Raw genomic sequence first — 24,357 nt, forward strand, 5'->3', positions numbered from 1 at the left:
AATCAGGCCCATGAGCATCCATCTGGAAGACTACCCCGAGCTGCTGGAAGACCTGGGCGGCCATGCCGTCGAGGTCCTGGAATCGGCCTGGCAGGAAGCGGTGCGCAGCTTCAGCTCCGCGGGCCTGAAAAACTACTATATGGAAGGCGCCCGCGCCCTCCACGCCCTGGGCAAGGGCAACGAACCCGTGGCGGCCTTCATCCAGGAGAGCCCCGTGGTGGCTCGGGAACTGGGGGAAGACGCGGTGATGGACCTGATCGAGAGCGTCATCAAGCTCTCATCCAAGACCAGCGGCGCGGTCATCAGCCTGGTGATCGCCACCAGTCCGGTGGCCTCCCGGCGACTGGCGGACCCTACCCTGTTCAAGGGTTATCTGCGTCTGCTGGACAACCTGGTGGCCCAGGTGCCCCGAGGGGTGCGGCCCATGCTGGAACACCTGGACCAGCTGCTCACCCATCTCACCCTGGGGGGACTGCGGCGCTGGGCCCTGTGGGGGGCCAAGGTCCATGGTCGGGACTTCAAGGCCCAGACCGCCTATTTCGGGCTGGAGACACCCGAATCCCGCTCGGTGTTCCAGAACGAGCGGCGCGGCACCCTGTTCGTGGACGTGCAGCGACGGATCAACATGTACCTGCGCGCCCTCTGGGCCCGGGACTTCTTCCTGCGCCCCACCAGCGGCGATTTCGAATCCCGCGAGGGGGTGCGCCCCTTCATCGACGGCTTCACCCTCTATGTACCTGATGCCTATGACGACGGGTTCGGCATCGGCGGCCTGCAGATCTATCGGGCCACGGCGGCCCACGGGGCGGCCCATCTGGTCCACAGCCGCAGCCCCTTGCCGGCAGACGATCCCGGCGGTCTCACCGGCATGCTGGTGGGACTGTTCGAAGATGCCCGGGTGGAGTCCCTGGCCCTGACCGCCTTTCCCGGCCTGCGCCAGCTCTGGCTGCCCATGCATGTGACCGGACCAAAAGACGGCGACGGCACCACCGCCCTACTGGGCCGCACCGCCCGTGCCCTGCTGGATCCGGACTACGAGGATCCACACCCCTTCGTGCAGCTGGCACGGACTCGGTTCGACGAAGCCGCGGCGGATTTGACCCGTCACGACCTGGCCTGGGAACTGGCCCACCAGCTGGCCCCGATCTTCCCCGGAGACGAGCCCTTCAGTACTCGCCATCACCATATCCCGGTGCTGTACCGGGATGACAATCGGTATATATGGACCCTGGGGGGACAGGAGGATGTGGATCTGATCCGCCTCCGGGAACAACCCCAGGTACGGCGCAACGTCAGCCTCATGGAAATGGTCAACGGACTGGACGTGCCCTTTGCCGGGGATGACGCCCAGGAGATCTGGACCCTGAGCACGGAGTTCTTCTGCGACGAGGAAGACATCAGCCTCAACGAAAAGGAAGGCAAGCCGCCGGTGTCGGCCCCGTTCCATTATCCGGAATGGGATTACCAGATGCAGCTGGAGCGCCCCCACTGGTGCACCCTGCTGGAACGCCGTCCCCGGACCGGGGACCCGGCCGAGATCGACGCGGTGGCGCAGCGCCACAAGCCGCTGATCAGCCGCCTGAAATACCTGATCGAGGCAATGCAGCCCCAGGGCGTGCAGCGCTATCGGCGCCAGCCGGAGGGGGACGAACTGGATCTGAACGCGGTGGTGGAGTCCCTGGTGGATCTGCGCATGGGACGGCAACCGGACACCCGGGTGCATATCCGCACCGAGCGCAAGGTGCGGGACCTGTCGGTACTGGTGCTGATCGACCTGTCCGAGTCCACCAACGACAAGGTGCGCGGCACCGACAGCACGGTGCTGGATCTGGCCCGGGAGGCCACGGCGTTGCTGGCGGGTGCCTTGTCGAAGATCGGTGATCCCTTCGCCATTCACGGCTTTGATTCCGATGGCCGTCATGACGTGGAGTATTACCGGTTCAAGGATTTCGATGCCCCCTATGACGACACCGTGAAGGCCCGTCTGGCGGGGATGACGGGGCAGATGTCCACCCGCATGGGCGCGGCGATCCGCCATGCCGGCGAGCATCTGCGGCGGCGACCCTCGCGGCGCAAGCTGCTACTGATCGTGACGGACGGGGAGCCGGCGGATACGGACGTGCGGGATCCCCAGTACCTGCGCCAGGACGCCAAGCATGCGGTGGAGGAAGTGGCCAAACACGGGGTCTACAGTTTCTGCATGAGCCTGGACCCCCACGCGGATGACTATGTGGAGCGGATCTTCGGGGCGCGGCGCTACATGGTGGTGGATCATGTGGCCCGACTGCCGGAAACCCTGCCGATGCTCTATGCCGGACTGACCCGATAAGGATTATACTCCGGGCATGACTCCCGAAAGCTTCGCTCTTCCCGCCTACTTCGATCTGGGCGCCGTCTTCGTTTTTGCCCTGTCCGGCGTGGTGGTGGCCATGCGCAAGGGCTATGACCTGATCGGCATGTTCTTCCTTGCCCTGGTCACCGGGGCGGGCGGGGGACTGCTGCGGGACGGCCTGTTCCTGCAACAGGGACTGCCGGTGCTGCTCACCGATCCGGGCTACCTGGCCGCCATCGGCGCCGCCACCCTGGTGGGGCTGGTGTTCGGCGAACGGCCCTGGTACACCCGTCGCGGGGTGGCCATCATCGACGCCGCCGGGATCGGCGGCTTTGCCGTGGTAGGCATCGAACGCTCCCTGGAAGCCGGACTGGGACTGCCCGCCGCCCTGCTGGTGGGGGTGCTCAACGGGGTGGGCGGCAGCCTGATCCGGGACGTGATCGCCGGTGATCCGCCCCTGATCCTCAAGCCCGGTCAGTTCTATGCCCTGGCGGTCCTGGTGGGCGGCACCGCCTACCTGGCCATGACCCAGTGGCTGTCGGTGCCGGTGGTGGCGGCGGCCTGGGTGACGATCCTGATCACCTTTGCCCTGCGCATGGCCTCCATCGAATTCAACTGGAGCACCCGGGCGGTGAACCGGGAAGGGCTGATACGCTATCTGAAGCGGCAGCGGCCCTAATCCCTGCCGCCGCGTCGGCTTGCCTCGTTGCGACGGCGCAGATCCAGCAACTTCTCCCGGATCCGGATCTCCAGCCCCCGCTCCACCGGCTGGTAATAGCGGGGCTCCCCCATGCCGTCCGGAAAATAGCACTCCCCGGCGGCAAAACCGTCCACCTCGTCATGGGCGTACCGGTAACCCTTGCCGTAGTCCAGTGACTTCATCAGCCGGGTGGGTGCGTTGCGCAGATGCAGGGGCACCTCCAGGGTGCCCCGCTGCCGCGCATCGGCCATGGCGGCCCCGTAGGCCGCATAGACCGCGTTGCTCTTGGCGGCGCAGGCCAGATAGATCACAGCCTGAGCCAGGGTCAGTTCCCCTTCCGGACTACCCAGGCGCTCGTACACGTCCCAGGCCTCCAGGGCCAGGGTCAGCGCCCTTGGATCAGCGTTGCCGATGTCCTCGCTGGCCATGCGCACGATCCGTCGGGCCAGATAGACGGGGTCGCAGCCGCCATCGAGCATGCGGCAGAACCAGTACAGCGCCGCGTCCGGATCACTGCCCCGCACCGATTTGTGCAGGGCGGAGATCTGGTCGTAGAACAACTCCCCGCCCTTGTCGAAGCGACGCAGGCCCTGACTGGTCACCTCCTTGAGAATGTCTTCGGTGATCACGGCACCCTCCCCCCCTTCCGGGGCCAGGTCGGCGGCGATCTCCAGCAGGTTCAGGGCGCGCCGGGCGTCGCCGTCGGCCAGCTCCGCCAGCAGGTCGCGCAGGGGCGGCGCCATGGTCAGGTGGCGCCGCCCCAGGCCGTGGGTCTCATCGTCCAGGGCCCGGTCGATGATGGCACGGATATCCGCCGCCTCCAGCCCCTTGAGCACGTAGGTCCGCACCCGGGACAGCAGGGCGTTGTTGAGTTCGAAGGAGGGATTTTCCGTGGTGGCACCGATGAAGGCGATGGTGCCGTCTTCCACGTGGGGCAGGAAGGCATCCTGCTGGGACTTGTTGAAGCGATGGACCTCGTCCACGAACAACAGCGTGGCCCGGCCCTCGACCTGGCGGGTCTCCCGGGCCTGATCCACGGCGGCCCGGATGTCCTTGACCCCGGAAAGCACGGCGGACAGGGTGATGAATCTCGCGCCGCAGTAGTTGGCGATGAGCCGGGCCAGCGTGGTCTTGCCGGTGCCGGGTGGCCCCCAGAAGACCATGGAATGCAGCCGGTCCTCCTCGATGGCCCGGCGCAGGGGCTTACCCGGGGCCAGCAGATGCTGCTGGCCCATGTACTCCTCCAGCCGCCGGGGACGCATTCGATCCGCCAGAGGACGATCGGGTTCCGGGGTGGAAAAAAGATCCGTCATGGAGGCCGGGCAGCCGCGGTATTCAGTTCCTCATCACGTCCACCCCGGCCGGCGGCTCGAAGCGGAAACGGGCATCGGGAATGCGGGTATTGAGCTGCATGTCTTCAAAGCGGATGCGGGTCTGCTGTCCGAACTGGTCATAGAGCACCATCATCCGCACGGTGCGTTCGTCCAGACCGATGAGGATGCGCTGGAAATCGGTGTCGCCTGAACGGGGGGTCAGGGCCAGCCAGCTCAACCCCTGATGGGTGCCCTCGGAGGCCACCCTGAAATCATTTTCCAGGGCGCGGGGTTCGGACAACAGCATGATGGGGGTACGCCCCAGAACGGCGTCCATCTCCTGCACCGTGGCCTGGGCCAGGTCTTCGTCGTAGGTCCACAGATACTGGCCATCGGCCACGATCTGCTGGTTGTAGGGGGTCTGGTAGTCCCAGCGGAACTGGCCGGGGCGCTTGAGATAGACCTTGCCCTGGGCATGCTGCAGGACCTCGTCCCGCTCGTTGATGACCATCTGTTCGAACACCGCCTCGAAGCTGGTCATCTCCTGGAAGAAATGATCCAGTCGGGCACGGGCATCATCCGCCAGCACCGGCGACAGGCTCAGGCAGGCGGTCAGCATCAGGGCAAACAGGGCTCGCATGGGTGTTGGCATCTCGTTTTCAGTCCTGGGGTGCCGGCGCCAGCACTTCCCGGTTGCCGTTGGATTGCAGCGCGCTCACCACGCCGGCGGCCTCCATGTCCTCGATCATCCGGGCGGCCCGGTTGTAACCGATCTTGAGGCGGCGCTGTACATAGGAAATGGACGCCTTGCGGGATTCCAGCACGATGGCCACCGCCTGGTCGTAAAGGGGGTCGCTCTCCTCGCCGGAATCCACCGGCTCCAGTCCTGGTACGACCGCGGCGCCGGATTCCGGTTCCTCCAGCACATCGTCCAGGTAGTCCGGCTCGCCCTGGGCCTTGAGGAAGTCCACCACGTGATGGACCTCGTGGTCCGCCACGAAAGCCCCGTGCAGACGCACCGGATGCCCGCTGCCCGGAGGCAGGTAGAGCATGTCGCCGTGACCCAGCAGCTGCTCCGCGCCCATCTGATCCAGAATGGTGCGGGAATCCACCCGGGAGGAGACCTGGAAGGCGATGCGGGTGGGGATGTTGGCCTTGATGAGGCCGGTGATCACGTCCACCGAGGGGCGCTGGGTGGCCAGGATCAGGTGAATCCCCGCCGCCCGTGCCTTCTGGGCCAGACGGGCGATGAGTTCCTCCACCTTCTTGCCCACCACCATCATCATGTCGGCAAACTCGTCCACCACGATGACAATGAACGGTAGCGGCTTGAGCTCCGGCGGCGGTGCCTCCGGATCGAAGGCGGTCTGTGGATTGTAGAACGGATCCGGGATGGGCTCGCCGGCGGCGATGGCGTCCTTGATCTTGCGGTTGAAACCGGCCAGGTTGCGCACACCCATCCGGGACATGAGCTTGTAGCGACGCTCCATTTCCGCCACCCCCCAGCGCAGGGCGTTGGAGGCATCCTTCATGTCGGTGACCACGGGGGCCAGCAGATGAGGGATGCCCTCGTACACCGACAGCTCCAGCATCTTCGGGTCAATGAGGATCAGACGGACCTCGTCGGGATGGGCCTTGAACAGCAGTGAGAGCAGCATGGCATTGATGCCCACGGACTTGCCCGAGCCGGTGGTGCCGGCCACCAGCAGATGGGGCATCTTGGCCAGATCGGCCACCACCGCGTGGCCGCTGATGTCCTTGCCCAGGGCCAGGGTCAGGGCGGAACCGGCCTTTTCGAACACCGGTGCCCGGAAGATCTCCGACAGGCTCACCAGCTCCCGTTTCTGGTTGGGTATTTCCAGACCCACGGTGGACTTGCCCGGGATGACCTCCACGATGCGAACGCTGATCACCGACAGGGCCCGGGCCAGGTCCTTGGAAAGCCCGGAGATCCGGCTCACCTTCAGGCCCGGTGCCGGCTGCAGTTCAAAACGGGTGATCACCGGCCCGGGATGCACTTCCACCACGTCCACCTGGACTCCGAAATCACGCAGCTTCTCCTCCACCTGCCGTGACATGTGATGCAGGTCTTCCTCGGTATACCCACCTTCATGGGGCTTGGGGACATCCAGCAGGTCCAGGGTCGGGAAAGCATCCGGGGAGATCTCGCCGGTGCTGAACAGGGAAGACTGCTTCCTGGGCGCGGGGGGCTTGGGCGGGGTGGAGGGGGTGGGAGTGGGAGTGGGAGTGGGCAACACCGCTTCCAGAACGGGTTCCACTCTGGCCTTGATCCTGGGTGCCGGCTTTTCCACCTCGCGGGGTTCCTGGGCTTCCTGCAGGGTGGCAATCCGGGGTTCCACCTTGGGCTGGGATCTTGGACGAGGTGCTTCCAGGTCCGGGGCTGATGCCCTGACGGCGCTTTCCCTTGCCTCCCGTTCCTTGCGGGCCTTGCGCCCGGCATGGCGTTCGCGGGCCGTGGCGATCCGTTCCAGGGCCCAGTCCACGCCCAGGAGGGTGTAGCGCCCCAACCGGTCCATCAGGGACAACCAGGACAATCCGGTGAGCAGGGTTACCCCGGTGAAAAACAGGGCCAAAAGAAACAGGGTGACGCCCAGGAGGTCAAAGATCGGCAACAACCCCTCCCCAACCAGCTCGCCCAGGATACCGCCGGCATTCATGGGCAGCGAGCCCGGCAAAAAGTGCAGGGTTGCCAGACCGCAGCCAGCGGCCAGGGTGATGACGAACCCCAACCAGCGCACCCCCAGGGCATGCAGGTCCAATTCACCGGTGTCCTTGCGGCCGCGAAAGATCAACCAGCCACTGTAGGCCACCACCACCGGAGCCAGATAGGCCAGATAGCCGAAGAGGTGGAAAAACACATCGGCAAACCAGGCGCCGGCCCTGCCCCCCAGGTTGGTGACCTTCATGCCGGTCCCGGTCTGGGACCAACCGGGGTCGGTAGGGCTGTAACTGGCCAGGGCGATGAACAGGTAGACGGCTGCCGCCGTCAGCACCAGCAGAGCACCCTCGCGCAGGGCACGGCGCAGGTGGGCACTGATGGGTCGCGGTGCGGAAGCAGGCTTGCGGGCGGTTTTATCCGCCGTTTTCTTGGAATTTGCTCTGGCCAATGGTCAGGTTGTATCAGGGATCTTGAGTGTGAGGTTCGAAATAAGGTATGCAGTTTAACCCCTTGAAGGGCTTCAAGTCTCTTTTTTGGAACTTTGCGCCCGGTATTTTACATTCTTGGCGCAGGACGATCCGGGGCCATCCGCAACGCTCCCGCCGACACGCCTGACCAGACCCATGCCCGGTATTATCACCATGCTACTGAATGCTTGGCGCGACCGGGGCTTCAAAGTAGATTATGCGGCTCGGATTTTACCGCATCATTCCCAGGAGAACCGATTACCATGACTGCCCCCAGACACTGCCGCCTGCTCATTCTCGGCTCCGGCCCCGCCGGATACACCGCCGCAGTGTACGCTGCCCGTGCCAATCTCAAGCCGGTCATGATCACCGGTCTGCAGCAGGGCGGCCAGCTCACCACCACCACGGAAGTGGACAACTGGCCCGGGGACGATCAGGGGATACAGGGGCCGGAGCTCATGGAGCGCATGAAGCGTCACGCGGAACGCTTCAACACCGAGATCATCTTCGATCACATCCACACCGCCGACCTGAAGCAACGCCCTTTCACCCTCACCGGCGACACCGGAACCTATACCTGTGATGCCCTCATCATCGCCACCGGGGCCTCGGCCATGTACCTGGGGCTGCCTTCCGAAGAGGCCTTCAAGGGCCGCGGCGTCTCCGCTTGCGCCACCTGCGACGGTTTCTTCTACCGCGGCCAGAAGGTGGCGGTGATCGGCGGCGGTAATACCGCCGTGGAAGAGGCCCTGTACCTCTCCAACATCGCCGAGCATGTCACCCTGGTGCATCGCCGGGACAAGCTGCGGGCGGAGAAGATCATGCAGGATCACCTGTTCGAGAAGGAACGCCAGGGCAAGGTGAGTATCGAGTGGAACCATGTGCTGGACGAGGTCCTGGGGGACAATCTTGGCGTGACCGGCATGCGGATCAAGGATGTACACTCCGGACAGACACGGGACGTGGAACTGCAGGGGGTCTTCATCGCCATCGGCCACAAGCCCAATACCGACCTGTTCCAGGGTCAGCTGGAGATGAACAATGGATACATTCGGGTGAAAAGTGGTCTGGATGGTAATGCCACGGCCACCAGTGTGCCGGGCGTGTTTGCCGCCGGGGATGTGATGGACCATGTGTATCGTCAGGCGGTGACCTCGGCCGGTTCCGGCTGCATGGCGGCCCTGGACGCGGAGCGTTTTCTGGAAAGCTGAGGGTTTTCTCGGGCCGTCCCGTTCATATGCAAGGCAGTCCCACATCGCGCTCGGAGTCTTCATCATGGATAACCCGGGGTTGCTGGAATGCCGCATCATCGATGACCTGTCCGCCCTGCCCAGCCATCAGTGGGACGCCCTGGGCGGACGGGACGAGCCCTTTCTCAGCCACGCCTTCCTCTGCGCCCTGGAACGCCATGACTGCCTGGGCAGCCGCTTCGGCTGGTATCCCCGCCATGTCACCCTGCGCAAACCCGGGGGCGAGCTGGTCGGTGCCCTGCCCCTCTACATCAAGACCAACAACTACGGCGAGTTCGTCTTTGACTGGGCCTGGGAGCAGGCCTGGCGACAGTCGGGACTGCACTACTACCCCAAACTGGTCTGTGCGGTCCCCTACACCCCGGCCACCGGTACCCGCCTGCTGACCCACCCCGACCATGACCGGAAGGCCCTGCAACAGGCCCTGATCCAGCAGGCCATTGAGCTGACCCATGCCGGCGAACTGTCCGGCCTGCATGTACTGTTTCCCGGAGATGAGGACATGCAGGCACTGCAGGGCCGTGGCCTCATCCCGCGCATGGGTTGCCAATATCACTGGCATAATGAGAATTATCGGGATTTCGACGATTTTATTGATCGTTTCAGCGCCAAAAAGCGCAAGAACGTCCGCCGTGAACGGCGCCGGGTGCGGGAACAGGGACTGGATATACGGGTACTGCACGGTGACGAGGTGAGCCAGGATCTATGGGCCGTGTTTCACCACTTTTATGTGAGCACCTTCGAACGCAAGATGGGGATTCCGACCCTGACCCTGGGATTTTTTCAGGAAACCGCTCGCACCCTGGGACGGCGGGTGGTCATGTTCCTGGCGGAAGAAGACGACACGCCGGTGGCGGCGGCCCTGTGCTATCGGGGCGGGGACACCCTCTACGGCCGCTATTGGGGATGTATCCGGGATTACGATGCCCTGCATTTTGAGACCTGTTACTACCAAGGCATCGACTACTGCATACAACAGGGTCTGACGCGGTTTGAGCCGGGCGCCCAGGGAGAACACAAGATCAGCCGGGGTTTTCTACCCACCCGGACCTGGTCGGGGCACTGGATCACCCATCCGGGACTGAGAAGCGCCGTTGCCGAGTTCTGCCGGCGTGAACAGGCGGCCATGGAAGCCCAGTGCAAACAGCTGATGCAGCTGTCCCCCTTCCGGGTAGAAGACGGCCACCACTCAGGTTAGTCTGTGATGCAGATACCTCAAGGGATGACGGGACCATGTCCGGCAATAATGAGCTGTATTCACTCACCTGGCTCCATCCAGGACAGACGAATGAACCCTTTCCTCCGGTGGCAAGCGCCCTGCGAGAGCCCAACGGCCTGTTGGCAGCAGGCGGTGACTTGAGCCTGCCCAGACTGCTGAATGCCTATCGCCATGGTATTTTCCCCTGGTATGAAGCGGGCCAGCCCATTCTCTGGTGGTCACCGGACCCCCGCACCATCCTCTACCCGTCGAAGGTCAAGATCAGCAGGAGTCTGGGCAAGATCCTGCGCCAGCAGCAATTTCAGGTGACGTTCGACCATGCCTTCACCGACGTCATCAAGGGGTGTGCGGGACCACGCCGGGGAGTCCACGGTACATGGATCACCTTCGGGATGCAGCAGGCCTTCATACAAATGCACCATACGGGACACGCCCATTCCGTGGAGGTGTGGAAACACGGCACCTTGGTGGGTGGACTTTACGGCGTCAGCATGGGCCGGGTCTTCTTCGGGGAATCCATGTTCAGCCGGGTGCCGGATGCCTCGAAAGTGGCCCTGGTGGCCCTCTGCCGCCACCTTGATTTCTGGGGCTACCCGTTGCTGGACTGCCAGACGCCGTCAGACCACCTGACCCGCATGGGGGCCGAACCCATGTCACGCCAACGCTTCGCCACGCGACTGGAGCAACTGTGTTCCGTACCAAGCCGCCCAGGTCCCTGGGAGGTGGAACCAAGCCTTGGGTTCCGCGATCCTCCATAAAGCGGCATCCGACGGGCACAGGCATCCAGGGCGGCGCTGGCCATCAGACCTGCCGCTCGGGCTCCGAGAGAGTGATGTTGACCTCCAGAATCTCGCAGTCACCCTGATTTTCCAGACTCATCTGCACCGCCTCGTCTCCCACCTGGACATACTTGCGGATGACTTCCAGCAGTTCCCGGTGCAGGGCCGGCAGATAGTCAGGACCGGAGCGGTGGCTCCGTTCCCGTGCCACGATCACCTGCAGGCGTTCCTTGGCCACTTTGGCACTACCCTGTCGAGGTGAACGAAAATAATTGAAAATGCCTTTCATGGCCATTAACCCTTGAACAGGCGTCCGAAGAGCCCCTTCTTCTGCGTGGTAAGGAAACGGTGCGGGCGGTCTTCTCCCAGGAAACGGGCCACCGCGTCACGATAGGCCTGCCCGGCATCGGACTCTGCGTCCAGGATCACAGGCATGCCCGCATTGGAGGCATTGAGCACCGACTGGGATTCAGGGATCACCCCCAGCATTTCGATGGAGAGGATCTCGGTCACATCATCCACACTGAGCATCTCGCCTTTTTCCACCCGTTCCGGTGAATAGCGGGTGAGCAGCAGTTTAGCGGGCAGAGGACCCTCCCCCCGTTCCGCCACGCGGGTCTTGCTGGACAGGATGCCGAGCATGCGATCCGAATCACGCACGCTGGATACCTCCGGGTTGGTCACCACAATCGCTGCATCGGCAAAATAGGCAGCCATCAGCGCGCCACGCTCAATCCCCGCAGGACTGTCACAGATGATGTAATCAAACTCCTGACTCAATTCATCCAGCACCTTTTCCACACCCTCTTCGGTCAGGGCATCCTTGTCACGGGTCTGCGAGGCGGGCAGGATGAACAGGTTCTCCGTGCGCTTGTCCTTGATCAAGGCTTGGCGCAGATTGGCATCACCATTGATTACATTGACAAAATCATAGACCACCCGCCGTTCACACCCCATGATAAGGTCCAGGTTGCGAAGGCCCACATCAAAGTCGATCACAGCGGTCCTGTGCCCCTCCATGGCCAGGCCGGTGGCCAGGGCCGCGGACGTGGTGGTCTTGCCGACGCCACCCTTGCCTGAGGTAATTACTACAATGCGTGCCATATAGCCTGCATCTCCTAAAAGATTCTGCGCTAGATTTCCGAAATAACGATGGTCTCGCCGGCCAGGGTCACCAGCCTGTTCTCACCCCGTTCGGCGTCGAGGATATCCTCTGCAATCCGATAATGCCCGGCAATGGATACCAGTTCCGCATCCAGACGCCGACAGAATATCCTGGCCCCGGTCATGCCCCGGACCCCGGCCAGGGCCTTGCCGCGCAAGGTGCCGTAAACATGGATATGCCCGTCGGACAGCAGTTCGGCCCCCGCCGACACCGTCCCAAGGACGATGAGGTCCCCCCCCCGGGCATAGACCTGCTGACCGGATCTTACCGGCTGATTCACCACCAGCGAGGCCGTATGCAGTGCCTGCACCGCCGATGCCGACTCCTTGTGTACCGAAGGGGAAGGCTCATTTGCTGGTTCGGCCTGAGGGGAAGGAGCGGCACGGAGCGGAACCTCGGTGCCCTTGCCGCCCAGGACGATCAGTGGCAAACCGATCCCGGAGGCGACGGACTGGGCCACCGCGCCCTGCTGTAACCCGATCAGCTTGAAACCCCGCCCCCGTATGGCTTCGATCACCTGCGTCAGGGTCTCCGCCGGGGTATTCGCCAAGTGCTCCACATCCACCAGCAGAGGCATGTCCCGCATCAACTCGGGAGCCTCCCGCATGCGCGCATCCAGCGCCTCGTTCAGTTGATCGGTATCCGCATCGTGCAACCGAAGAATGGATACCAGGATCATGCGTCCCTTGAGTTCAATGGGCTGAATGGGACTGGGATGGGCATTCATAGAGGTCGTTCCGTGAACCCGGGCCACAGGGCCTGCCGGTTCTGAAAATGTGGATTTGGGATCTGGCGCACCATTGTAACGGTTCAGAGGATTCAACGCGCCGACAACATGTTAATATACTTATAATCTATCCAATAAAGCATCGACCCAGTCGAGCAAACCGCCCTGTCGGCATGCACGGAAGTCCGTTGCGGCCTTCCACCAAGCAGGAATGGAGATGAAGCAAAGATGAGCAGCCAAGACGAAAAGCACGCAAAAGATGCGGTTACGCGTGCCCTGAAGCACTCCGGTCTCTCGCGCCGGGATTTCCTCAAACTTTCCAGCGGTGGCGCCCTGCTGGCGGGAGCCGCCGCAGGCACCGGCGGCATGCTGTATCCGGCCGCTGCCCGGGCCGTCCCCACCAACGCCCGCATCGTCATCGTCGGTGCCGGCGCCGCCGGTCTCTCCTGCGCCACCCGGCTGGCCCGGGAACTGGATGGTGCGGACATCACCCTGATCGATCGCCGCCAGGATCACTATTACCAGCCCGGTCTGACCCTGGTGGGTACCGGAGTCTGGCAGACGGAAAAGCTCCTGGACAGGAACCGGCGCTACGTCCCTTCCAACGTCAACTGGATTCACGACATGGTCGCCGAGTATGACCCGGACAACAACCGGGTGGTAACCGAAACCGGCCGCGCCGTCGATTATGACTTCCTCATGGTGGCCACCGGTCTGCAAGTGAACTACACCGCCATTGACGGCATGTCGGAGAATCTGATCGGTCATCGGGGCGTGGGCTGTGTCTATGACAAGCCGGAACTGGCCGAGCGCACCTGGCAACTCATCGACCAGTTCGTAAATGAAGGCGGCGTCGGCCTGTTTACCCGCCCCAGGGGCGACATGAAATGCGCCGGTGCCCCGCTCAAGGTCACCATGCTCGTGGAAAGCCGGATGAAGGAACGGGGCACCCGGGATCGCGCCGAGATGCACTATCTGCCACCCGGTACCGGCCTGTTCTCCCAGCCCCACACCGACGACTTCCTGCGCAAGAACTTCCCCGAACGGAGTATCCATATCCACTGGGATCACCCTCTGAAGGCCATCGATCCCGAACGCAAGACCGCCACCTTTGCCACCCCTTTGGGCGATGAAACCCTGGATTACGATTTTATCCATGTGGTTCCGCCCATGAGCGCCCCCGATTCCCTGCGCAACAGCGAGCTGGCAGCCCGTGAGATCCCCTTCACCGGCTGGCTGGAAGTGGACCGATTCACCCTGCAGCACAAGCGCTATCCCAACGTCTTCGGCGCCGGTGACATCAACGGTGTCCCCATCGGCAAAACCGCCGCCAGCGTCAAGGCCCAGGTACCGGTAGCGGTGGAGAACATGATCCGGACCATCCAGGGCAATCAGCTCAATCCGGGCTATGACGGCTATACCTCCTGCCCCCTGATCACCGAACTGGGTCAGGCCATCCTGGTGGAATTCGACTATGACCTGAAGATGAAGCCGTCCTTCCCCTTCATCAGCCCCTACCAGGAACACTGGGTGCCCTGGGTCATGAAGGACCGTCTGCTGCTGGCCGCCTACCGGGCCATGCTCCGGGGCCGTATCTGAGGCGCCGTCATGACTTTTTCAGAACATTTTTAGAGAGGAATCGGCAATGGCATTTTCAATCCTGGGGTTATTGGCAGTGGTCCTGGAGTTCTTCCGGGGCTGGCTGTGGTTTATCGGGCTGTTTCTGCTGCTGGACTTTGCACTGACCTTCTATTTCCTCAAGCGCTCCGCAGGCTGCAAGACCTGCTGGGTCCTGCCGGCCTATGTGACCGTCGGCTTCGGAGTCTTCATCTTCGTGCTGGCCATGATCACCCTGCCGACCATCACCAAGTCCAGCTGGGCGGCCCTGTCGGGCATCGACTATCTGGCCCTGATCGGTGCCAGCATCGGCTTCGGCACCCTGTTTGCGATCCTGGCCTTTCCCTTCATGTTGAACCTGCTGGGGATTCGCTCCAGGCCCAGACCCACCAGCCAGGCAACACGCACCGAAACGCCACCACAGCCCCAAACGTCGCCTCAGCCCCAGCCTGCCATGGCGGAAAAGATTGCGGACTGACTCGCTGGATATCTCGCCTCGGTCGGGTTACGCTTCGGCATCCCGACCGAGACCGAGAGCCGTCTGCCGACGATGAAGATCTCACACCACGACATCCGCCTTGGCACCGAGGCCCCCATCCAGATCATTGATGTCACCCAGCAGGTGAAGGATCTGTTTGCAGACAGCGGCATTCGCAACGGCATCTGCACCGTGATCTCCCGTCACACCACCGCCTGCGTGAATCTCAACGAGCAGGAGCCCATGCTGCAGCGGGACATGCTTACCCACCTCAAGCGCCTGGTGCCCCGTGACGGCGACTACCTTCACAACGAAAACCCCGTGGACGGCCGGGACAACGCCCATTCCCATCTCATGGGACTTTTCATGAACGCCTCCGAAACCATCCCCATCGTGGACGGCGCACTGGTCCTGGGCACCTGGCAATCCATCTTCTTCATCGAACTGGACGGTCCTCGCCCGGAGCGCCGTCTGACCGTACATTTCATGGGAACCGACTAAAGCCGATGCAGCCCGCCGACATTGAAGGTTTCTTCGCCGATCCCGCCGATCTGGATCTGGACCGCTACCTGATCCTGGACTACGAACTGGAATGTGTGGGTGACCCGCGCCTGGCAGTGGCCCACCTGTGCAGCGAACAGTCCACCGCCCAGTGGAAGCGGGTGGATGTGGACGAGGATCTGCGTCCCCGGTTCGCGGCCAAGGCGATCAAGATGGAGGTGCTGGAAGAGCGGGAAGCCCTGAGCTATCCGGTCACCCATGCCGCCGACGGGCGCATCTTCGCCTGCCGGGTACGCATCGCCCATCCCCACGAGAACTTCGGCCCCCGCATTCCCAACCTGCTGTCGGCGGTCTGTGGCGAAGGTCCGTTCTTTACCCCGGGCATCCCACTGATCAAATTGATGGATATCCACTTTCCCGAGGTGTTCCTAAAGGCCTTCCAGGGCCCGAAGTTCGGGGTGCAGGGTCTACGCGAACTGCTTAATGCCCATGACCGCCCCATCTTCCTGGGTGTGATCAAACCCAACATCGGTCTGCCGCCGGAGGCCTTCTCGGCGATTGCCCACGAGGCCTGGCTGGGCGGCCTGGACATTGCCAAGGACGACGAGATGCTGGCCGATCCGGATTGGTCCCCCCTGGATGAGCGCTGCCGCCACCTGGGCGAAGCCCGACGCCGGGCCGAGCAGGAAACCGGCACCCCCAAGATGTACATGGCCAATATCACCGACGAAGTGGATCGTCTGACCGAACTCCACGACATCGCCGTGGCGCGGGGAGCCAACGCCCTGCTGGTGAACGCCATGCCGGTGGGCCTGTCCGCGGTGCGGATGCTGCGCAAACACACCCAGGTGCCCCTGTTCGGGCATTTCCCCTTCATTGCCGCCTTCAGTCGCCTACCCCACTACGGCATCCACTCCCGGGTGATCACCCGGCTGCAGCGCCTGGCCGGCTATGACTCGGTGATCATGCCGGGCTTCGGGCCACGAATGATGACCAGCGACGAGGAAGTCATGGCCAATGTGCGCGCCTGCCTGGAAGACATGGGCCCCATCAAGCCCTGCCTGCCGGTGCCCGGCGGCAGCGATTCCGCCGCCACCCTGCAGCGGGTGTACGAGAAGATGGGCAGCGTGGATTTCGGCTTCGTGCCGGGACGCGGGGTATTCGGCCATACCATGGGTCCCCGCGGTGGTGCCGCCAGCATCCGGCAGGCCTGGGATGCCCTGGCCCTGGGTGTGCCGGTGCCGGAACAGGCCCGGCAACATCCGGAACTGGCGGCGGCACTCAAGCAGTTTCAGGAGGTTTTGTAATGTATCCGATCCCAGAACTGAACTGCCAGTAACTCCAGGTTATGTGCCAGTTCCGCCAGCGCTGTGGCGGACTGTTCGATCCTGAGGATGGCTTCCGCATTGTCTTCGGAACTATGCCGGATACTGGTCACGCTGCGGTTGATCTGCTCACTGACGGCGCTCTGCTGATCGACCGCTGCCGCAATCTGAACACTCATCTCCGAAATGGCACCAACACTCCGGGTGATCGCCTCCAGAGATCCCCCGGCCTCTCCCGCTTGGACAACACACTGCTCGGCCTGCCGCCGACTGTCTCCCATCACTTGGACGGAGGACTCGGCACCCGCCTGCAACTTCTCGATCATGGACTGGATTTCCTTGGTGGAATTCTGGGTCCTTGAGGCCAGGCTACGCACCTCATCCGCCACCACGGCAAAGCCTCGCCCTCCTTCTCCTGCCCTGGCCGCCTCGATGGCCGCATTCAGGGCCAGCAAGTTGGTCTGCTCCGCAATGCCGCGAATCACCTCCACGACGGTATTGATCTCGTTACTGCGCACCTGCAACTCATGAATTACCTGAGTCGCCCGGTCCACTTCACTGGAAAGATGGCGGATGGCATCCCCCGTCTCCACCACCACCCGGCGACCGGAAGCCGCACCCTCATCGGCATGTTCCGCCAATTCAGCGGTGTGACGCGCATTTCTCGCCACCTCCTGCACACTGGCCGACATCTGGTTCACCGCAGTGGCAACCTGCTCGGTTTCGGATTGCTGGGTCATGATGGACATGCGTGACTTCTCCACGCTGGCCGACATCTCCCGTGTCTGCTCGGCCAGCCGTTTGGCTGCCTCGGCCACACGCCCCACGGCGGCACCGGTCTCGGCTGACAACATGCGCAAGGCAAAGTCAATCTCACCGTACTCGTCCATGCGCCCGGTATAGACATACTGGCACAGGGGATTATGAACCACTGCCCGGGCCTGCTGCCGCAGACGGGCCAGAGGTGCCAATGTGGCCCAGCACCAGCCGCCCGCGAGCAGACCGAAACCGGCCAGGGGCACCAGCACCTGCATCCAGGCCCCTCCCATGGAAATACCCAGGACAATGCCTGCCATCGCAGTGACAAGAGTTGCTGCCAAAAGCCGTACTCTCATCCCGGGGAAGGGAAATCTCAGGGCGAGAGGGAGCTTGCCGGCCATCACCCTGCCATAGATGGTATCCGCCCGCGCCACCAGATCCCGGCTCGGTTTGGTCCGTACCGATTGATATTCAACCACACGCCCATCCTTCAGGATCGGTGTGACATAGGCATTCACCCAGTAATGATCGCCGTTTTTGCAACGATTCTTGACCAACCCCATCCAGGGCCTGCCGGCCTTGAGCGCGTCCCAAAGATTCTGAAACGCCGCCGGTGGCATGTCCGGATGGCGAAGAATATTGTGGTTCTTGTTCAGCAGTTCGGCTTCGGTATAACCGCTGATCTCAACAAAATCGGCATTAACATCCTTGATAATACCCTTGAGATCCGTAGTGGATAGGATATTGATTTTGCTGGAATAAGTCCTTTCCTTCCCCGTAACCGGCAGATTCTTCTTCATGGAATTCTCGATTGTCAGATCAGCCTGAGCAGGAATACCCGGATTTCACTCACTGCCAATTCTTTTTCTTGATCCAGAATTGATCCGCCAGCAGTCTCAGCTCCCCGGACAGGCCAGCCACACCAACGGCCAGTGCCTCGATACTGCGGCTGTCACGGGCATTACTGTCAGCGGACTCCCGGATGCGGGTGATACTGCGATTGATCTCTTCACTGACCATGCTCTGCTGATTCACCGCGGTAGCAATCTGAGTACTCATGTCCGTGATCAGACTCACGTCACTCGTGATGGCATCCAGCGAAGCCGCCGCTTCCTGGGCCTGGGATACGCTTTTTTCCGCCTGCTCCAGGCTCTGCTTCATCACCCCCACCGAAGAACGGGCACCCGCCTGCAGCTTCTGGATCATGGCCTGGATCTCCTGGGTGGAGTTCTGAGTCCGGTTGGCAAGGCTGCGTACCTCATCGGCCACCACGGCAAACCCCCGCCCCTGCTCACCTGCCCTGGCCGCCTCGATGGCCGCATTCAGCGCCAGAAGATTGGTCTGCTCCGCGATGCCGCGGATCACATCCAGAACAGCGCTGATCTCGTTGCTGCTGTGCTCCAGTTCCCGAATCACGCCGGTGGCATGCTCCACGCCTTTGGCCAGTTGCTGGATGGAGTGTCCCGTGGAGGCCACCACCGTACGCCCCTGCGTGGAGCTGGCATCAGCCACATCCGCAGCTTCCGCCGTATTCCGGGCATTCCGGGCTACCTCCTGTACGCTGGCAGCCATTTCATTCACTGCCGTAGCTACCTGGTCAGTCTCCACTTGCTGCTGCATGATCTGCTCCGTGGAAGCCTGGACAGTGCGGACCATCTCCGCCGCCTGACTGGCCAGCGCCCCGGCGGCATCCGACACGCGACCAATGGCGGCGCCACCTTCAGACTCCAGCATGCGCATGGCAAACTGGATTTCTCCAAATACATCCCGACGCCCGGTATAGACATACTGCCCCAAGGGATTGACGGCAATGTCGCGGGCCCGCCGCCGAAGCACCGACAGAGGCCGGCTCAACCACCAGGCCAGAAACATACCCAGGAAGGAGGCCAGCCCCAGGGAAGGTAACGCCACCCCCAGAGGTGTACCAAGCCAAAGCGCCAGCCCCAGGGCCGATATACCGGACAAGGCCACGCCCAGCACCAGCCGGTGCCGAACACACAACACCGGCAGTTTCATAGCAAGGGGGGGATTTCCCGCCAGGATACGGGCATAGAGCGTGGTGGCCTGTTCCACCAAGTCGCGGCCCGGCTTGGTTCTGACCGACTGATACTCCTGAACCTGCCCTTTATGGCTGATCGGCATGACAAAGGCACTGACCCAGTAGTGATCACCGTTCTTGCAGCGGTTTTTCACCATACCCATCCAAGGGCGGCCGGCCTTGAGATTCGACCAAAGATCGGCAAAGGCCTGAGGAGGCATCTCTGGGTGACGCACGATGTTATGGTTCTTGCGTAACAACTCATCTTCGGTGAATCCGCTGATGCGAATGAAATCATCATTCACATAGGTAATCGCACCCTTGAGGTCGGTGGTGGAGAGGATATTGGCTGTGTCCGCGTAGGACTGCTCCCTGCCGGTAATCGGGTAATTCTTTTTCATGGCGTGGTTGAGCCCCCGGCGGAAAAACGGATCATGCTGGAAAGCATTCAATACCGCCCCGGTGCGGAAGACTGCTCCACACCGGACGCGGCCCCTCTCCTGGAAGGAAAATCACTTGACGGGCACGCCAATCAGCCATTCATGGAGGAAGAAAGCGAATACCAGGTATCCGGCCAGACCCGCCCCAAGCGTGATGAAGGTGCCCTTGATGTTAGCGGCAGGTATCGCGGCAACCTGAGCCTGATCCCGCTGACGCAGGGAACGGAAGCAGAGTACAGACCACACCAGGAAGGCGCCGAACAACAGGATATCGGCCAGCATGCCATTGGCCAGGAGATGCCCGAAGGACCAGGCCTTTACCGAAATCACCATGGGATGTTTCACGGCGGACTTGATATGGTTACCCGGCACGAAGGCCGCGGCCATGATGATGAATGCCAGCAGCGACAGCAGGGCCGTGACATGAGTCAACCATGCAGGCGGGTACCAGACGACGATGGGAGCCATGCGCGCCATTCCATAGCCCCAGATGATGAGAATGAAGCCGACCAATGAAACGGCGCCCGCGGCAGCCATCCAGCCCTTTTCCCCCCATTGACGAATACGGGCGGCCCGCCACTCATCCGCGAAAATTCGCAGGGAATGTACGCCCAGAAACATCAAAAGACCCAGAATGAGTACGATCACGGAATATCCTTCCTATATTTTGGTGGTGACAGGAACAGCGCGAGGGATTTTAACCGAGGAGGCAGGCGTGAATAAGGCGATATTCCGGAATCGACTCGAATGATCGGGCCAGGTGCTCATGAAGCGGCGTGATCAAGGATCAGTTCCCCCCCACTCAACCGGAACAGACCACCCATCACTTCCGTTTCGATACGGCGTGACCGGTCTCCGACAAAGACTTCAACACCATGGAAGATCCGTTGCCGCACCAGGACACAGGCACTCTGACACCGCCCCTGCTGAGCCACAAGGGCCTCTTTTTCCATTTCCAACTCCCGAATATGGGCTTGAGCCTCGGCCAGGGTATTTGCCGCACGCCGCAGAAAATCCGCCGCCACCCGTTCCGGATGCTGCTTTGCAAAATGCACGGTTCGGGTTAATTCGTCAGCCAGACGGTTCTGTTCCTGAATGCGTTGATCCAGCTCACTGATCCGGTCCCGCAAGCCCGGGTCGATTCCCGCCACCACCTGGGTATGGGGCCCGGAGGGAGACCCCAGCAGAAGACATTCGATCAACTCCCGGGCACGCACCAAACCACCGACGATCTGCCCCTTGCGTGCACCCTGACCACCCACGATGACCGCATGGGAAGCACTGACCTGGGAATGAAACACCTGCTCATGGATCACTACGTCCCGGGCCTGAACCCAGGCATTCTCCAGAAAATGGGCACTGACCGTGCCGGCGGCCTTGAGACGCGCCGTCGGTCGAACTTTATGATGGGACCCATCTTCATGATGCTGCAACTGCCCGACTACGCCGTGCCTCACCTGAATGTCGCCACCCGCCTCAAGAATGGCGCCTTCCACCATGCCGTTGACAATGATGTCCCCGCTGGCAACCACCTTCATGCCCGCAATCACATCATCACGGATGACCACGCTGCCCTCGAAATTGAGATTGCCTGAGGACAGATCCACCCTGTCCACCCTCAGCGACTCCTCGACAAGCACACCCCGGGGCACCACAACGGGCGCACCCGAGATGGTGGACAGCAGAACATTCGGGTCATCGGGGCTAAGACGAACATTGCGCAACGAACTGGAGAAGGCCAGTTCGCGTCCAGGACGGGCTGGAATCACCTGCCCCAGCAGGTTTGTTCCCGGGGTACCTGGCGTGGCGGGATGCCGACGCATCACCGGCGTGTCGACACTGACCTGGGGAACATCCCCAAGATTCCGGTAGTCGGCACGCCCATGTTCGTCGATATACGGCATCCTTTGCCGGGCCTGGGGCACCAGAGATTCGAATACCGTATCATTACCGTGCACGGGCAACGTGGCAACAGCAATCACGGCCTCTGTTCTGGCACGGGCACCGGCCTGCACCACCTGGCGCATACTGTCCTCATCCAGACCATGAACGATCCCTTGAGCGGCGACGGCCTGAAGCACCTGTTCCGAGCTGACTTCCCGCCCCCCCTGAGGCGGACAAACCGAAAGGGTCGCCGCCTGCTTGCCTGCGTCCAGAGCGAGACTGAAGCTGCCGTCAAGACGCCGTGCCAGCAGAAATTCCCTGTCCGAAAGGGCCGGATCACCGGTTCCCAGCGCATCAAGAAAAACCGCCAGGTCCTTCTCCGATACAGCCCAGTCACCAAATCCGGCCTTTGCCAGAGCAGCCGTGACATCATCGGCACTGGCCCCGGGCCAATCATGGGGGTCGTCAATATGCACGAAAAGAGTACCGGTATCCTCTTCCACGCGACATGTCAGTCCAGGCTGCTTAGACTCCCGCTCTTTCGGGTCCATCATAATGGCCATGCCCTCATCCAAAACAGTATCCCCCACATGTTACGCCATGTGGGGGATACTGTGGGACGGGGCTTACCTTTTCCCCGCCATGCCCGTGGCAATCTTGTCCAGTTCCAGCAGGGTATTCACCAGATTTGCGGACAGTGACATCATCTCCGTCACCGCACGCTCGGAACCCTGGACATCCCCCGCCTCCCGCTTGAGGATTGCGACATGGCTGGCTTCGTGAAAGCGCTGGTGGGGTTCAATGAGACTTTCAAACAGCGCCTCGGCCTCCGATCCCACGGCGGCGGCCTCCCTGGAGCCGGCCCCATAAAGCCACTGACCCAGCTTGCAGTCATGAAAATCCGTACCCCGGAAATCCCCCTTGCCGGCCAGCGTCGACTGGATCTTCCGCAGGTACTGGATATGCTCATTCATGCGCAATAAAAAAAAAGCCCTGACTTCCATCGCTCATCTCCTGTCATGTGCTGTAATCCGGCCAAACCGTTCAGAGCAGCTTGGTGATCTGGGCCGCGGCACGTTTGACATCAAGGAATATGAGGCCAAGTTTGGCGTTGGATTTCACCAGGACGGTAACAACCGCATCCTGCCCGGCATGGGTCATGAGCACATACCCCTTGTCCCCCTTGATCAGAACCTGCTCAAGGTCACCACGGGCCAGTTCATTGGAGGTACGATCCCCCAGCGACAGCATGGCGGCACTCATGGCCCCCACCCGATCCTCATCCAGGCCGGCGGGGAGTTGAGAAGCCATCATAAGTCCGTCCGTGGAGATCACGGCCGAGGCCTCAATGTCCGCGGAGGTGCCGTTGAGTTCTCCAAGCACGGAATTCAGCATGTCGGCAAGCATAAAAAGTCCCCTTCAGTATCAGACGTCGTTGTTCGGAATAAATGGAGATGACGATTTCCGGGAAAACACGTCACACCCGGGCTTCACCGGGCATAGCGCTTGAGCAAGGCCCAGACCAGTTCCGTCAGGGCCTGCTGATTGAGTCGCGGCACCCCGACAATCACCAGCACGAAGCGCTGGTCGGCAATGTGAAGAGGCCAGAACCCGACCCGGCTGTTGCCCGCGGCATCCACCAGCGCCCAAGCGCCGGTCCCCAGTCCCATGTTGTGCCGAAGCAGTCCGCTATGGCGTTCATACAGCGTGGCCAGATCCGCGCTGGCGGCGGAGAGTTCGACGGTGGTTTCATGATTGAAGCCCACCGAGGCCACATGAAATCCCTGTGGATCGGCCAGCAACACCTTGCCATTGTCGGAAAGCGGTGCCAGCAGACCGGGCAGAACGGATTCCAGCGCCCCCTGGGGGGCCTGCCGGGCGGTGGCAAATCCCTCAACCCAACCCAGTGACTGCACGTAGTAAAGCATCTCCAGCGCCTCTTCGGCGGTCCCGGTGCCAGTCCATCGCATGAGTTCCGGCAGTGAAAGCCGGGGGCTCATTTCCCCGCTCAGCATCCGCCGCAATAAAAGACGTGGCGCATCCTGCTCCGGACCGGCGACACTGTAGAAGGCCCCCGCGGGGGTAGGCAGGATGTAATGGTGATCTAGCAGGCGATAACCCATGGGATCAGTCCATCTCCAGGTCGGGATCCAGCGAAAAGAACAGCGCCTCCAGCAGCAGCAGGATGTCACTCCGCTTGCGGGCATCCACCTCGAATACCGGGACCACGAGTCCGGCGCGTTGCAAGGGTTCCTGATAGTGGTCGATGCGTGATGATGACCCGGGTCGCAGATCGGTCTTGGTGATACCGATGGCCAGGTGGGTTTCACGGATGAAGCCCTCGAACGCCGCGAGAAAGAACTCCATGTCACCCCGGGGATTGGGACGGGAATCGTCGATCAGCAACACAAGCCCAAGCCCGCCTTGGGTCAGGATTTTCCACATGAAATCGAACCGTTCCTGCCCCGGAGTGCCGTACAGATGGACCTTATCCCCTCCCTCCAGCACCATGACGCCGTAATCCATCGCCACGGTGGTGGTGGCCTTCATCTCCCGCGTCATGTCACTGGCACGGACATCCGTGGACAAGGCGGGCGAATCACTGATGGCGGTGATGGCCGTGGTCTTGCCCGCCCCTACCGGGCCGGTAAAGATGATCTTGTGGTCTGGCATACCGGGTCCA

General features: G+C 62.0%; 23 protein-coding genes. 9 read left to right on the forward strand and 14 right to left on the reverse strand.

The features are described from left to right. Positions 1–10 precede the first annotated feature (10 nt). Together CKO35_RS12735 and CKO35_RS12740 are read left to right on the forward strand one after the other, a co-directional pair. Positions 11–2,329 (forward strand): nitric oxide reductase activation protein NorD, encoded by a 2,319-nt coding sequence (locus tag CKO35_RS12735; protein ID WP_200176524.1) that lies wholly within the window; start codon positions 11–13, stop codon positions 2,327–2,329. Between the two features lie 16 nt (positions 2,330–2,345). Further along, positions 2,346–3,011 carry a trimeric intracellular cation channel family protein gene (locus CKO35_RS12740; RefSeq protein WP_200176525.1) on the forward strand — a complete coding sequence of 222 codons (666 nt, stop codon included), beginning with the start codon at positions 2,346–2,348 and terminating at the stop codon, positions 3,009–3,011. On the opposite strand, the gene CKO35_RS12745 is transcribed toward CKO35_RS12740, so the two are convergent. Genes CKO35_RS12745 through CKO35_RS12755 form a run of 3 tightly spaced genes read right to left on the reverse strand, consistent with a single transcriptional unit; the run spans position 3,008 to position 7,473 of the window. After that, positions 3,008–4,345, reverse strand: coding sequence for a replication-associated recombination protein A (locus CKO35_RS12745; RefSeq protein ID WP_200176526.1), 1,338 nt, complete (start codon positions 4,343–4,345; stop codon positions 3,008–3,010). The two genes, CKO35_RS12740 and CKO35_RS12745, sit on opposite strands and share 4 nt — an antisense overlap. Positions 4,346–4,367: 22 nt before the next feature. Beyond that, complete coding sequence (gene lolA / locus CKO35_RS12750) at positions 4,368–4,997, reverse strand: outer membrane lipoprotein periplasmic chaperone LolA (RefSeq protein ID WP_242467186.1); 630 nt, start codon at positions 4,995–4,997, stop codon at positions 4,368–4,370. A 7-nt stretch (positions 4,998–5,004) separates the two neighbouring features. After that, a complete protein-coding gene (locus CKO35_RS12755; RefSeq protein ID WP_200176527.1) occupies positions 5,005–7,473 on the reverse strand; it encodes a DNA translocase FtsK in 2,469 nt (822 codons plus the stop codon). A gap of 282 nt (positions 7,474–7,755) precedes the next feature. On the opposite strand from CKO35_RS12755, the gene trxB reads away from it, so the two are divergent. From trxB to aat, 3 genes are all read left to right on the forward strand, one after another. Then, positions 7,756–8,703, forward strand: a complete 948-nt coding sequence (gene trxB / locus CKO35_RS12760; RefSeq protein WP_200176528.1) for a thioredoxin-disulfide reductase — start codon at positions 7,756–7,758, stop codon at positions 8,701–8,703. 64 nt (positions 8,704–8,767) lie between these two features. Next, complete coding sequence (locus CKO35_RS12765; protein ID WP_200176529.1) at positions 8,768–9,940, forward strand: GNAT family N-acetyltransferase; 1,173 nt, start codon at positions 8,768–8,770, stop codon at positions 9,938–9,940. 35 nt (positions 9,941–9,975) lie between these two features. Next, positions 9,976–10,719, forward strand: a complete 744-nt coding sequence (gene aat / locus CKO35_RS12770; protein WP_200176530.1) for a leucyl/phenylalanyl-tRNA--protein transferase — start codon at positions 9,976–9,978, stop codon at positions 10,717–10,719. Positions 10,720–10,762: 43 nt separating this feature from the next. Here the strand turns inward: aat and minE are convergent, their stop codons facing one another. From minE to minC, 3 genes are read right to left on the reverse strand one after another with little or no spacing between them, the layout of a single operon-like run. After that, positions 10,763–11,035, reverse strand: coding sequence for a cell division topological specificity factor MinE (minE, locus tag CKO35_RS12775; RefSeq protein WP_200176531.1), 273 nt, complete (start codon positions 11,033–11,035; stop codon positions 10,763–10,765). After that, the gene (gene minD, locus CKO35_RS12780; RefSeq protein ID WP_200176532.1) at positions 11,035–11,844 is read right to left on the reverse strand and encodes a septum site-determining protein MinD; all 810 of its coding nucleotides are present in this window, start codon (positions 11,842–11,844) and stop codon (positions 11,035–11,037) included. The genes minE and minD overlap by 1 nt, the downstream gene beginning before the upstream one ends. 29 nt (positions 11,845–11,873) lie before the next feature. Continuing rightward, the gene (minC, locus tag CKO35_RS12785) at positions 11,874–12,632 is read right to left on the reverse strand and encodes a septum site-determining protein MinC (RefSeq protein WP_200176533.1); all 759 of its coding nucleotides are present in this window, start codon (positions 12,630–12,632) and stop codon (positions 11,874–11,876) included. 228 nt (positions 12,633–12,860) lie between these two features. Here minC and CKO35_RS12790 point away from each other — a divergent pair, with 228 nt between their 5' ends. The 4 genes from CKO35_RS12790 (at position 12,861) to CKO35_RS12805 (ending at position 16,535) form a co-directional block, all read left to right on the forward strand. Beyond that, entirely contained in the window at positions 12,861–14,231 is a 1,371-nt protein-coding gene (locus CKO35_RS12790) for an NAD(P)/FAD-dependent oxidoreductase (RefSeq protein WP_200176534.1), read from the forward strand. A gap of 46 nt (positions 14,232–14,277) precedes the next feature. Continuing rightward, entirely contained in the window at positions 14,278–14,727 is a 450-nt protein-coding gene (locus CKO35_RS12795; protein WP_200176535.1) for a hypothetical protein, read from the forward strand. A gap of 72 nt (positions 14,728–14,799) precedes the next feature. Continuing rightward, entirely contained in the window at positions 14,800–15,228 is a 429-nt protein-coding gene (locus tag CKO35_RS12800; protein WP_200176536.1) for a secondary thiamine-phosphate synthase enzyme YjbQ, read from the forward strand. Positions 15,229–15,233: 5 nt separating this feature from the next. Continuing rightward, positions 15,234–16,535: a RuBisCO large subunit C-terminal-like domain-containing protein gene (locus CKO35_RS12805; RefSeq protein WP_200176537.1), complete on the forward strand. Its 1,302-nt coding sequence runs from the start codon at positions 15,234–15,236 to the stop codon at positions 16,533–16,535. Here CKO35_RS12805 and CKO35_RS12810 read toward each other — a convergent pair. The 8 genes from CKO35_RS12810 to CKO35_RS12845 form a co-directional block, all read right to left on the reverse strand. Next, entirely contained in the window at positions 16,520–18,112 is a 1,593-nt protein-coding gene (locus CKO35_RS12810) for a methyl-accepting chemotaxis protein (protein WP_200176538.1), read from the reverse strand. The two genes, CKO35_RS12805 and CKO35_RS12810, sit on opposite strands and share 16 nt — an antisense overlap. 49 nt (positions 18,113–18,161) lie before the next feature. Beyond that, complete coding sequence (locus CKO35_RS12815) at positions 18,162–19,751, reverse strand: methyl-accepting chemotaxis protein (RefSeq protein WP_200176539.1); 1,590 nt, start codon at positions 19,749–19,751, stop codon at positions 18,162–18,164. 111 nt (positions 19,752–19,862) lie between these two features. Then, the gene (locus CKO35_RS12820; protein ID WP_200176540.1) at positions 19,863–20,438 is read right to left on the reverse strand and encodes an NnrU family protein; all 576 of its coding nucleotides are present in this window, start codon (positions 20,436–20,438) and stop codon (positions 19,863–19,865) included. A 116-nt stretch (positions 20,439–20,554) separates the two neighbouring features. Next, the gene (locus tag CKO35_RS12825) at positions 20,555–22,150 is read right to left on the reverse strand and encodes a FapA family protein (RefSeq protein WP_200176541.1); all 1,596 of its coding nucleotides are present in this window, start codon (positions 22,148–22,150) and stop codon (positions 20,555–20,557) included. Positions 22,151–22,300: 150 nt separating this feature from the next. Beyond that, positions 22,301–22,678, reverse strand: a complete 378-nt coding sequence (locus tag CKO35_RS12830) for a CZB domain-containing protein (RefSeq protein ID WP_200176542.1) — start codon at positions 22,676–22,678, stop codon at positions 22,301–22,303. Between the two features lie 40 nt (positions 22,679–22,718). Then, a complete protein-coding gene (locus CKO35_RS12835; RefSeq protein WP_200176543.1) occupies positions 22,719–23,081 on the reverse strand; it encodes a roadblock/LC7 domain-containing protein in 363 nt (120 codons plus the stop codon). Between the two features lie 83 nt (positions 23,082–23,164). After that, positions 23,165–23,797 carry a hypothetical protein gene (locus CKO35_RS12840; protein WP_200176544.1) on the reverse strand — a complete coding sequence of 211 codons (633 nt, stop codon included), beginning with the start codon at positions 23,795–23,797 and terminating at the stop codon, positions 23,165–23,167. 4 nt (positions 23,798–23,801) lie between these two features. Then, positions 23,802–24,347, reverse strand: a complete 546-nt coding sequence (locus CKO35_RS12845; RefSeq protein ID WP_200176545.1) for a GTP-binding protein — start codon at positions 24,345–24,347, stop codon at positions 23,802–23,804. Positions 24,348–24,357 lie beyond the last annotated feature (10 nt).

It is taken from the genome of Ectothiorhodospira shaposhnikovii (assembly GCF_016584105.1).
Lineage (GTDB): Bacteria > Pseudomonadota > Gammaproteobacteria > Ectothiorhodospirales > Ectothiorhodospiraceae > Ectothiorhodospira > Ectothiorhodospira shaposhnikovii.